General features: G+C 70.1%; 8 protein-coding genes. 3 read left to right on the top strand and 5 right to left on the bottom strand.

Going from position 1 to position 11108, the window contains the following annotated elements:
• Window positions 1–519 precede the first annotated feature (519 nt).
• The gene (glnA, locus tag AB0K15_RS33410; RefSeq protein ID WP_220246546.1) at window positions 520–1863 is read right to left on the bottom strand and encodes a type I glutamate--ammonia ligase; all 1344 of its coding nucleotides are present in this window, start codon (window positions 1861–1863) and stop codon (window positions 520–522) included.
• Window positions 1864–1939: 76 nt separating this feature from the next.
• Window positions 1940–3220 carry an MFS transporter gene (locus tag AB0K15_RS33405; RefSeq protein WP_364059560.1) on the bottom strand — a complete coding sequence of 427 codons (1281 nt, stop codon included), beginning with the start codon at window positions 3218–3220 and terminating at the stop codon, window positions 1940–1942.
• Window positions 3221–3310: 90 nt separating this feature from the next.
• Here AB0K15_RS33405 and AB0K15_RS33400 point away from each other — a divergent pair, with 90 nt between their 5' ends.
• On the top strand, window positions 3311–3976 hold the full coding sequence (locus AB0K15_RS33400) for an LppX_LprAFG lipoprotein (protein ID WP_364059557.1): 666 nt from the start codon (window positions 3311–3313) through the stop codon (window positions 3974–3976).
• On the opposite strand, the gene AB0K15_RS33395 is transcribed toward AB0K15_RS33400, so the two are convergent.
• Window positions 3977–5599: an alpha/beta hydrolase gene (locus AB0K15_RS33395; protein WP_364059554.1), complete on the bottom strand. Its 1623-nt coding sequence runs from the start codon at window positions 5597–5599 to the stop codon at window positions 3977–3979.
• A gap of 106 nt (window positions 5600–5705) precedes the next feature.
• Between AB0K15_RS33395 and secA2 the strand changes: the two genes are divergently transcribed.
• Window positions 5706–8045 carry an accessory Sec system translocase SecA2 gene (secA2, locus tag AB0K15_RS33390; RefSeq protein WP_364059551.1) on the top strand — a complete coding sequence of 780 codons (2340 nt, stop codon included), beginning with the start codon at window positions 5706–5708 and terminating at the stop codon, window positions 8043–8045.
• Between the two features lie 145 nt (window positions 8046–8190).
• Window positions 8191–9912, top strand: a complete 1722-nt coding sequence (locus AB0K15_RS33385) for an NAD+ synthase (RefSeq protein WP_364059548.1) — start codon at window positions 8191–8193, stop codon at window positions 9910–9912.
• 33 nt (window positions 9913–9945) lie between these two features.
• On the opposite strand, the gene AB0K15_RS33380 is transcribed toward AB0K15_RS33385, so the two are convergent.
• Complete coding sequence (locus tag AB0K15_RS33380) at window positions 9946–10479, bottom strand: methylated-DNA--[protein]-cysteine S-methyltransferase (RefSeq protein ID WP_364059545.1); 534 nt, start codon at window positions 10477–10479, stop codon at window positions 9946–9948.
• Window positions 10480–10525: 46 nt separating this feature from the next.
• Window positions 10526–11104 carry a hypothetical protein gene (locus AB0K15_RS33375; protein WP_364059543.1) on the bottom strand — a complete coding sequence of 193 codons (579 nt, stop codon included), beginning with the start codon at window positions 11102–11104 and terminating at the stop codon, window positions 10526–10528.
• Between the last annotated feature and the right edge of the window lie 4 nt (window positions 11105–11108).

Genomic DNA, 11108 nt, shown 5'->3' with positions numbered 1-11108 from the left:
TCTAGTTTTCTCAAAGGAAACCCCGACGAGGGGGTTTCATATAAGCTCTACTGGCTTAGTTCACTAGCACACTGTTGAGTTCTCAAGCAACACACCGCAACCCAGCCCGCCCAGCAGGCAAACCAGATCACCGCGTTGTTTCAAGCTTTTTGGTCGAGCATGCCGATGTCTGCAAGGTAACTCGCAGAGAGTCGGCGGCCGCTCGTGGGCCGACGCTGAACATTACCCGGTCCGATTCGCGGTGTCAACCCGCTCGGCCCTGGCGCCCCGTTCCCTTGGGGCTTTCGGCCCCGCCGGCCCGGTGTTCCTGGCGACGAAGAGAAGATTACATGCCCCGCAACGGCCCGAAAACAGGGGGGTCACTTAACGACATTGCCGCAGGTCAGAGGCTGATTCGGCGCCGCGCGGCGGTCACCGAGGGCGACGGTCCGCAGGCCGGAGACGAGAACCGGCTCCCCCGCCCGGCACGAAGGCCTGGGCGAGGGAGCCGGATTCGAACGGTCCGAGGAGCCAGCGGGGTCACAGGACCGGCAGCAACGTCCGCAGCTCGTACGGCGTCACCGCGCTCCGGTAGTTGTCCCACTCGGCGTGCTTGTTCCGGAGGAAGAAGTCGTAGACGTGCTCCCCCAGCGCGTCGGGCAGCAGCTCGGAGCGCTCCATCTCCGCGAGCGCCTCCCCGAGGTTCTGCGGCAGCTGCGCGTACCCCGCGGCACGACGCTCCGACTCCGACAGCTGCCAGATGTTGTCCTCGGCAGGCGGCGGGAGCTCGTAGCCCTTCTCGATGCCCTTGAGGCCGGCGGCGAGGATCACCGAGTACGCCAGGTACGGGTTGCACGCCGAATCCAGCGTGCGGATCTCCACCCGCCGCGACGACGCCTTCCCGGGTGAGTACATCGGCACGCGCACCAACGCCGAGCGATTGGCGCGCCCCCACGACACCGTCGTCGGCGCTTCACTGCCGCTGATCAGGCGTTTGTACGAGTTCACCCACTGGTTGGTGACCGCCGAGATCTCCTTGGCGTGGTGCAGCAGGCCGGCGACGAAGGCCTTCCCCGTGGCGGAGAGCTCGTACGGGTCCTCCGCGTCGTAGAACGCGTTGCGGTCGCCTTCGAACAGGCTCACGTGCGTGTGCATCCCCGAGCCCGGCTGGTCCGTGAACGGCTTCGGCATGAAGGTCGCGCGCACGCCCTGCGTCAGCGCGACCTCCTTGACGACGTACCGGAACGTCATCACGTTGTCGGCCATCGTGAGGGCGTCGGCGTAACGCAGGTCGATCTCCTGCTGGCCCGGCGCGCCCTCGTGGTGGCTGAACTCGACGGAGATGCCCATCGCCTCGAGCGTCTCGATGGCGTGGCGGCGGAAGTGCGTGGCCGTGGCGTGGCTGGCCTGGTCGAAGTACCCGCCGTTGTCGGCAGGCTCGGGTTCGCTGCCGTCGTCGGGCAGGTTGGCCAGGAGGAAGAACTCGATCTCCGGGTGCACGTAGCACGTGAAGCCCGCTTCCCCGGCCTTCGAGAGCTGCCGGCGCAGCACGTGGCGCGGGTCGGCCCACGACGGCGAGCCATCGGGCATCGCGATGTCACAGAACATGCGCGCGGAGTACGGCCCGCCGTCCGGGGTCTCCCACGGGAGCACCTGGAACGTCGACGGGTCCGGCTTCGCGACCATGTCCGACTCGTAGACGCGGGCGAAGCCCTCGATGGCGGAGCCGTCGAAGCCGATTCCCTCGCTGAACGCACCCTCGAGCTCGGCCGGCGCGACCGCGACGGACTTGAGGAACCCCAGCACATCGGTGAACCAGAGCCGGACAAAACGGATGTCGCGCTCTTCCAAGGTCCGGAGCACGAATTCCTGCTGGCGATCCATGGCCGCACCCTAACGACGGCGTGTTAACGACATGTTTCACGACGCGCCGGAAGTGTCCACAATGCGCGAACTCCCCTCAGGCCACGAACGTGAGCTCGCGTTTCCCGGATCGGGTGATCGACACCGACGCGATCGAAGCGATCACCGCCAGGCCCGCCGCCACGTACCAGGCCAGGGCGTAGTCGCCCAGCTGGTCGCGCACGGCGCCGGCCGCGGAGGCCGCGAACGCGGCGCCCAGCTGGTGGCACGCGAAGACCCAGCCGAACACGATCGGGCCGGCCTCGCCGAAGGAGCGGATGCAGAGCGCGACCGTCGGCGGGACCGTGGCGACCCAGTCGAGACCGTAGAAAAGGATGAACGCCCACATGCTGGGCTGCACGGAGTCGGTGAACAGCTGCGGCAGCAACGCGAGCGAGAGACCGCGCAGCGCGTAGTACACGCCGAGCAGGATCCGCGGGTCGACACGGTCGGTGAGCCAGCCCGACACCACGGTTCCCACCACGTCGAACACCCCGACGAGCGCGAGCAGGCTCGCCGCCGTGGTCTGCGGCATGCCGTGGTCGTGCGCGGCCGGCACGAAGTGGGTGCCGACCAGGCCGTTCGTGGTCGCCCCGCAGATCGCGAAGCTGACGGCAAGCAGCCAGAACGAGCGTGAGCGCATCGCCTGGAACAGCACGCTGATCGCCCGGCCCGCCGAACCGCGTTTGACCTCCGGGTGCGCCACCTCCGTGCCCTCCGGCGCGCCGTACGCGACGGCACCCAGGTCGGCCGGGTGGTCGCGCACCACGAGCAGCACGACGGGGACCACCGCGAGAGCCGCGATGGCGATGACCAGCGACGCCGTGCGCCAGCCGTCGTTCACCGCCAGCGTGGCGACCACCGGCAGGAACACGAGCTGACCCGTCGAGCCGGCCGCGGTGAGGATGCCGGTCACGGCGCCGCGGTGGCGCACGAACCAGCGCGTGGTGACCGTCGCGGCGAAGCTCATGGCCATCGAGCCCGTGCCGGCGCCGACGAGCACGCCCCAGCACAGGATGAGCTCCCAGCTCGTGCTCATGAACACCGTGCCGCCCGCGCCGAGCGCGACGACGAACAAGGCGGTCGCGGCAACGCGCCGGATACCGAAACGTTCCATGAGCGCCGCGGCGAAGGGGGCGAAGAGGCCGTAGAGCACGAGGTTGACGGAGACCGCGGCGCCGATCGTCGCGCGGGACCAGCCGAACTCCTCGTGCAGCGGGTCGATCAGCACGCTCGGCGCGGCGCGGAACCCGGCCGCGGCCAGCAGGGCGATGAACGCGGCCGCGGCCACGAACCAGGCTCGGTGGACGCGGGGCGCGGGACGAGTCTCGACGGTCACGGGAGATGAGTTTGATTCGTCTTCGGCGTCCTGGACAGTGGCTTGAAGGACACCGTCCGAAAGGATCGGGCCACGAGTAGTGTCACCGCCATGCGCTGCCGACGCTTCCTGCCGGCGCTGCTGCTCCTCGGACTCGTCGGCGGGTGCACAGCGCCCTCCCTGCCCCCGGCCGGTGACCTGCTCGGCGCCGCCGGAACGAACTTCGCCGGCGTGCGCAGCCTGCACTTCTCCGTGGTCGTGAACGGCGTGCTGCCCGGCCTCCCACTGAGCACCGTCGACGGCGACGCGACACTCGACGACGGCAGCCACGCGGCCGGCACCGCCGAGCTGGAGAACGCGACGAGCGACCGGAAGCTCTCCTTCGTCCTCGACGGCACCCACGCCACCACCCACGACAGCACCGGCGCGACCTGGTCGGGCCCGGCGACGTTCACCGTCGGAGACTTCCTCGGCCCCGACAGCGGGCTCGCGCACCTGCTCAGCTCACTCGGCAACCCGCAGACCGAGACCCGCGAGCCCGTGCACGGCCTCGACACCTACCGCGTCGGCGGGGTGCTGCCCGCGAAGGTGGCCACGCGGCTGCTCCCCCAGATTCACTCGGACGTGAACGTGAAGGTGTGGGTCACGGCCGCCGAGCCGCGGCGGTTCGCGCGGTTCTGGCTGCAAGTCCCGCCGCCGACGGAGAAGGACAGCCCGGTGATGTTCGAGGTCACGCTCTCGAACGAGAACCAGCCGGTCCCGACTCCGCTCCGCTGATCACGACCCCGCGCAGCGCGTCCCGTCGGCCGGCACCATGCCGTCGACGAGGTAGGCGATGCCCGCCTTGTCCACGCACGCGTTGCCCTGCAGGAACGCTGTGTGCTGCGTGCCCTCGAAGGTGAGCAACGCGCCCTTCAGCGCCTTCGCGAGGTTCACGCCCGCCTGGTACGGCGTCGCCGGGTCGTTGGTCGTGGAGATGGTGAGGGTCTTCGGCAGACCCTCGACCTGCGGTTCGTGCGGCGTCATGGTGTTCGGCACCGGCCAGAAGGCGCACGCGTCGCGGGCGGAGCTGGCCGGGCGGCCGTCGTCGAGGAACGGCGCGACCTGCTCGTACTTCTCCTGCGCGTCGAGGATCGTCTTCGGGTCCGTGACGCGCGGGTCGTCGACGCAGCGGATCGCGGTGAAGGCGTCCTGCGTGGTGCCGTAGCGACCGTCGGGGCCGCGCTCGTTGTAGATGTCGGCGAGCTTCTCCAGCGTGGCGCCGCGCTGGTTGCGCAGCTCGTTGAGGCCCGTGTTGAGGTACTCCCAGAGGTTCTGCTGGTAGAGCGCCTGGATGGCGCCGGTGGTGGCGTCCTCGTACGACAGCTTGCGCCCGTCGCCCACCGGCACCGGGAAGTCGATCAGCGGCCGCGTGAGGTCCTGGAACGCCTTCGTCGCCGCGGCCGGGTTGTTGCCGAGGGCGCAGTCCTGCTGAGCGGCACACCACTTCGCGAACTCACCGAACGCGACACCGAAGCCCTGGCCCTGCGCCACGAGCGAGTCTTCCGGGTCCTGCGTCGGGTCGACGGCGCCGTCGAGCACGAGCGCGCGGACGTTGCGCGGGAAGTCCTCGGCGTAGGTCGAGCCGAGGAGAGTTCCGTAGGAGTAGCCGAGGTAGGTCAGCTTCTCGTCGCCGAGCACGGACCGCAGCACGTCCAGGTCCTTGGCGACGTCGCGCGTGCCGACGTGTTCGAGCATGTCGTCGCCGAGTTTCGTGCGCTGGGCGCACTTCGCGGCGAAGTCCTTCTCCTGCGTCTCCTGCTTGGCCACGCCGGCGGGCGTGCCGTCGGTTTCGCTGTCGTCGGCGCGGTCCGCGTCGCGCTCGCTGTCGGTGAGGCAGCGGATCTGCGGTTCGCTCGCGCCGATGCCACGCGGGTCGAAGCCGACGAGGTCGAACCGCTTGCCGAGGTCGTTGTTCTTGACCTGGTCGATGAGACCGGCCGCGGCGACCATGCCGGACGCGCCGGGACCACCCGGGTTGACCACGAGCGAGCCGATGCGGTCGTCCGGTTCGCTCGCCTTGTGCCGCAGGACGCCGAGCGTGATGGTCTGTCCGTCCGGTTTGTCATAGTCCAGCGGGACGGTCAGCCGCGCGCACTGGATATCGGACCGACGGAAGGCGGTCTGCGCGTCGTCCGAGGTCGCGTAGGGTGCGCAGTCGGCCCAGGTCATGCTCTGGCCGTAGAAGCGCGCGAGCCCCGTGGGCACCGGCCCGACGGGCGGGTGCGATTCGGTCGTCGGCGAGAGCACGGTCTGGCCGGTGTTCGACGAGCACGCGACGAGCGTGCCGCCGAGCAGGCCGGCCACCGCGAGAGCGGCGATCCGGAGGGCGCGAGAGCTGGCGCTGGCATGTGGAGGCACGGTTTGATCGTGCCATCCGGCGGCGGAACTCCGACGCACCACCGGCGCGTTGGGTACTTCGAGGTGGCGGTCGGAGACACGAGCAAGACAGGACGGGAGACCAGGGGTGGCACTGATCAGCCGGGTGGGCAAGCGGCTCCGCCGGATCATCCAGCGGCCGGGCAGCGTCGAGCTGACCCGCTACGAAGCGCTGCTGCCCGCAGTCGCGAAGCTCGAACCCGAGCTCGAGAAGCTCTCGGACGCCGAGCTCACCGAACGCGCCGAAAAGCTGCGTGAGGACCTCGGCGGCGCGAAGGTGTTCAACGACGACCAGCTGGTGGAGACCTGCGCCCTCGGCCGGGAGGCCGCGCGGCGCGCGCTCGGCGAGCGCGCGTTCGACGTGCAGATCCTCGGCACGATGGGCCTGCTGACCGGGCACGTGGTGCAGATGGAGACCGGTGAGGGCAAGACGCTCGCCGGTGCGCTCGCGGCCGCCGGGTACGCCCTGCGCGGCAACCGCGTGCACGTCGTCACCGTCAACGACTACCTCGCCCGACGCGACGCCGAGTGGATGAAGCCCATCTACGACCTGCTCGCGGTCACCGTCGGCTGGGTCGAGCCCGCGCACAGCCGCGACGAGCGCAAGGACGCCTACGGCAAGCAGGTCACCTACGGTGCCGTGGCCGAGATCGGCTTCGACGTGCTGCGCGACCGGCTCGTGACGAACGTCGACGACCTGGTGCAGCCCGCGCCCGAGGTGGCGATCGTCGACGAGGCCGACTCCGTGCTGGTCGACGAGGCCCGCGTGCCGCTCGTGATGGCCGGCTCGATCGACCACAACGACGCCGACGAAGAAGTCGCCACGGTCGTGCGCCGGCTGCGGCTCGGCCTGCACTACGAGACCGACACCGACGGCCGCAACGCGTGGCTCACCACCGCCGGCGCGTCCGTGGTCGAGAAGTCGCTCGGCGGCATCGACCTCTACGGCGACACGGGCTCCGACCGCCTGGCCGCCGTGAACGTCGCCCTGCACGCCCACGCGCTGCTCACCCGCGACGTCGACTACCTCGTGCGCGACGGCAAGGTGCAGCTCATCAACGCCGCCCGCGGCCGCGTCGCCGAGCTGCAGCGCTGGCCGGACGGCCTCCAGGCCGCCGTCGAGGCGAAGGAGCAGGTGGCGGCCACCGACCGCGGCGAGATCCTCGACTCGATCACGGTGCAGGCGCTGCTCGCGCGCTACCCGTCGGTGGCGGGCATGACCGGTACGGCCGTGGCCGTGGCCGAGCAGCTGCGCGAGTTCTACCGCCTCGAGGTCGCGGTGATCCCGCCGAACACCCCCAACGTCCGCGAGGACCAGCCGGACCGCATCTTCGGGTCGCCGTCGCAGAAGCTGCGCGCGATCGAGGAGGAGATCCGGAAGGTGCACGAGACCGGGCGGCCCATCCTCGTCGGCACCCAGGACGTGGCCGAGTCCGAGGAGCTGGCCGACAAGCTCGCGAAGGTCGACCTGCCGTGCGTGGTGCTCAACGCGCGCAACGACGCCGAAGAGGCCGCGATCATCGCCGAGGCCGGCAAGAAGGGCGCGGTCACCGTGTCCACGCAGATGGCCGGCCGCGGTACCGACATCCGCCTCGGCGGCACCGACGGCGCGAGCCGTGAGGAGGTCGCCGAGCTGGGCGGCCTGCACGTGATCGGCACCGCGCGGTACCCGTCGAGCCGCCTCGACGGCCAGCTGCGCGGCCGGTCCGGCCGCCAGGGTGACCCGGGCAGCGCGATCTTCTTCGCGAGCCTCAACGACGACCTGGTGCTCTCCAACGCGCCCGACATCCCCGAGGGGATCGACGCCGACACCGAGTCCGGGGAGATCACCGACCCGGCGGCCCTGCGGCAGATCAACCACGCCCAGCGCGTGGCCGAGGGCGTCGACCTGGAGATCCACCGCAACACCTGGCGCTACACGCGGCTGATCGAGCGGCAGCGCACGGAGCTGCTGGAACACCGCGACAAGGTGCTGCACACGGCGTTCGCGGCCGAGGAACTGGAGAAGGCGCAGCCGGAGAAGTTCGCCGAGGTGAAGGAGAAGCTCGACGACACCGAGCGGCTCGAGCAGCTCTCGCGCGAGGTCGTGCTGTTCCACCTCGACCAGCTCTGGTCCGATCACCTCGCGTACCTGACCGACGTCCGCGAGAGCATCCACCTGCGGGCGCTGGCACGCGAGACGCCGCTCGACGAGTTCCACCGCGCGGCGATCCCGGAGTTCCACAAGATCATCCCCGAGTCGGCGGCGCGCGCGTCGAAGACGCTGGAGGAAGCCGAGATCACCGACGACGGCATCGATCTCGCCGACGCCGGCGTGCGGCGGGCGAACACGACGTGGACCTACCTGGTGCACGACAACCCGTTCGACTCGGACTTCGAGCAGACGGTGAAGAAGGTGCGCAGCATGATGCGCATGAAGAAGTCCTGATCTTGTTGTCGGAGGAGCCCGGTCACCTATGTTGGTGGCCGGGCTCCTTTTTTGCCCACATTCGCTCGGCTCTCACCAGGCCGGACTGTGCTGATTGGCCCACATTCACTCGGTCCCGGGTGCGCGGCCGGGTCAGAATGACCGCATGCCGCAACTGCGCATCGCCTTGGCCCAGGTCAACCCCACCGTCGGCGACATCGACGGCAACACCGCGCTGACGGTCGAGTGGACCCGTCGTGCCGCCGAGGCCGGCGCCCACGTCGTCGTGTTCCCGGAAATGTCCCAGACGGGTTATCCCGTCGAAGACCTGGCGTTCCGGGCCACCTTCGCGCAGGCGTCGCGCAGGTCCCTCGACGAGCTGGCCCGGCGGCTGGACGACGCGGGCTGCGGCGAGGTGCTCACCTACGTCGGTTATCTCGACCACGACGAGGCCGGCCCGCGCGACGCGGCCGCCGCGCTGTTCCGCGGCGAGGTCGTGGCGAAGCAGTACAAGCACCACCTGCCCAACTACGGCGTGTTCGACGAGCACCGCTACTTCAAGCCGGGCACCGAGCTGCAGGTTCTGCGGCTGCACGGCATCGACATCGGCATGGTGATCTGCGAGGACATCTGGCAGGACGGCGGCCCGATCTCCGCGCTGGGCAAGGCCGGGGTCGACCTCGTCGTGGCGCCCAACGCGTCGCCCTACGAGCGGTCGAAGGACGAGCAGCGGCTGCCGCTCGTCGCCCGCCGCGCGGCCGAGGCCGGCGCGCCGCTCGTCTACACGAACCAGGTCGGTGGCCAGGACGACCTCGTGTTCGACGGCGACTCGCTCGTGGTCGGCGCCGACGGCCGGCTGCTCGCGCGGGCCCCGCAGTTCGTGGAGCACCTGCTGGTGGTGGACATGGACCTCACCTCGGGCGGCCACGCCGGCGACGGCGACCTCGCGGGCCTGCACGTCCACCGGCGCGTGCTGAGCGCCGAGCCGCTGCCCGCGTACCCGCCGCTGACGGACCCCGTGATCAGCGAGCCGCTTTCGGACGAGGCCGAGGTGTGGTCGGCGCTCGTGGTGGGGCTGCGCGACTACGTGCACAAGAACGGCTTCTCCTCGGTCACCTTCGGGTTCTCCGGCGGCATCGACTCCGCGGTCTGCGCGGCCCTGGCGGCCGACGCGCTCGGCGGCGACAACGTGTACGGCGTCTCGATGCCGTCGAAGTACTCGTCTTCGCACTCGAAGGACGACGCCGCCGACCTCGCGCGGCGCATCGGCGCGCACTACCGCGTGGAACCGGTCGAGAACATGGTGAAGGTCTACGTGGACCAGCTGGCGCTGACCGGGCTGGCGGAGGAGAACATCCAGGCGCGCACGCGCGGCATGCTCCTCATGGCACTGTCCAACCTGGACGGACACCTCGTGCTCGCCACCGGCAACAAGACCGAGCTGGCCGTGGGCTACTCCACGATCTACGGCGACGCGGTGGGCGGGTTCGCGCCGATCAAGGACGTGTTCAAAACGCACGTCTGGCAGCTCGCGCGGTGGCGCAACGACGAAGCGGCCAAGCGCGGCGAAACGCCGCCGATCCCGGAGAACTCGATCACCAAGCCGCCCTCGGCCGAGCTCGCGCCCGGTCAGGTGGACACCGACTCGCTGCCGGACTACGCGCTGCTCGACGACATCCTCGACGACTACGTGGAGGGCGACCGGGGTTACGCCGACCTCGTGGCCGCCGGGTTCGAGCCGGAGACCATCGACCGGGTCGTGCGGATGGTCGACCGCGCGGAGTACAAGCGCCGGCAGTACCCGCCGGGCACGAAGATCACGTTCAAGGCATTCGGCCGCGACCGGCGGCTGCCGATCACCAACGCCTGGCGCGAGCGGAAAGCCTGAGCCCAGACCGGCCGCGCGCGGAACAACTGCCGTTCAGAACAGCGTGGGCTCGTCGGGCAGCGCGCCCTCGATGACGAGCATGCGGCGTTTCGTGGCGACGCCACCGGGAGCCGAGAAGCCGCCGTGTTTGCCGCCGGCCGCGAGCACGCGGTGGCACGGCACGACGATGGGGAACGGGTTGTTGCCCATCGCCTGGCCCACGGCTTGCGCGGCGCCGGGCATGCCCAGCTCGTGGGCGATGTCGCCGTAGGTCTTGGTTTTACCCGGCGGGATGGCGCGCGCGATCTCGTAGGCGCGGCGGTTGAACTCCGGGACGGAGTCCAGGTCGAGCGGGACCTCCCGCAGGTCGTGGTGCGCGCCCGAGAGCAACGCGGTGATCTTCTCGACCGCATCGGCCAGCTCGGGTGGCGGCACCGCTTCCACGGCGTCGGGGAAGCGCTTCAGGAACCAGGCCCGGGTGCGGGCGGCAGTGCTTTCGGGCAGCGCGGTACTGATGACCGTGCCCTCGCGCCAGGCCAGGCCGCACGGACCGATCGGGGTGTCGAAGACCGCGAACTCAACGGACATCTCTTCAGCGTACGAGCGGGCACCGACAAAATCGGCACCCTCGAACTCAGTGATTGCCGCCGGAAGTGAAGCGCGGAACGGGCATCACGACGACGTACGCGATGCCCACGATCAGCAGCACCGCACGCACCGCGAGCTGCACCCGGCTGAACACCCCGGCGTAGTGCCCCGGCCCGAGCTGCGACGCGACGAACACCAGCGCCCACGTGATCAGCACCAGCGCGCACCCGGCCACGGCCCACTCGCGCCAGCCCGGCGGCCACCACAACGCGAGGCTGACCGAACCGGACACGAACGCGAGGTTCGTCAGCAGCTCCACGACCGAGGTGCCGGGCACCAGCGAGTCGGCGATCAGCACGAGCCCGAGGAACGCCACCGAGCTCGCGGTGAGCCGGCCGGTCCAGTGCACCGGGGCGAGCCGCATCAACGGCGGTCCGGCAAGTACGAAGGCGAACCCCGCGACCCCGACCGTGATGCGGAACAGCGGCGCCGCCAGCAGCAGATCCCCGGCCGGTTGCTGGCTCGGCGAGACCCCCGTGGGCAGCAGGAACTCGAGCAGCCAGGCGGAATACACCACCACACCGAGCCCGACGAGGACGACCGCAACGAGTCGTGCAGTACGCACTCGC

Source organism: Amycolatopsis sp. NPDC049253, from assembly GCF_040678995.1.
GTDB lineage: Bacteria > Actinomycetota > Actinomycetes > Mycobacteriales > Pseudonocardiaceae > Amycolatopsis.
This window is presented reverse-complemented; position numbering and strand designations above follow the sequence as displayed.

Coding starts and splice junctions, on each gene's coding strand:
- AB0K15_RS33400 (WP_364059557.1), top strand. CDS start 3,311: ATGCGCTGCCGACGCTTCCTGCCGGCGCTGCTGCTCCTCGGACTCGTC.
- glnA (WP_220246546.1), bottom strand. CDS start 1,863: ATGGATCGCCAGCAGGAATTCGTGCTCCGGACCTTGGAAGAGCGCGAC.
- AB0K15_RS33380 (WP_364059545.1), bottom strand. CDS start 10,479: ATGTCCGTTGAGTTCGCGGTCTTCGACACCCCGATCGGTCCGTGCGGC.
- AB0K15_RS33385 (WP_364059548.1), top strand. CDS start 8,191: ATGCCGCAACTGCGCATCGCCTTGGCCCAGGTCAACCCCACCGTCGGC.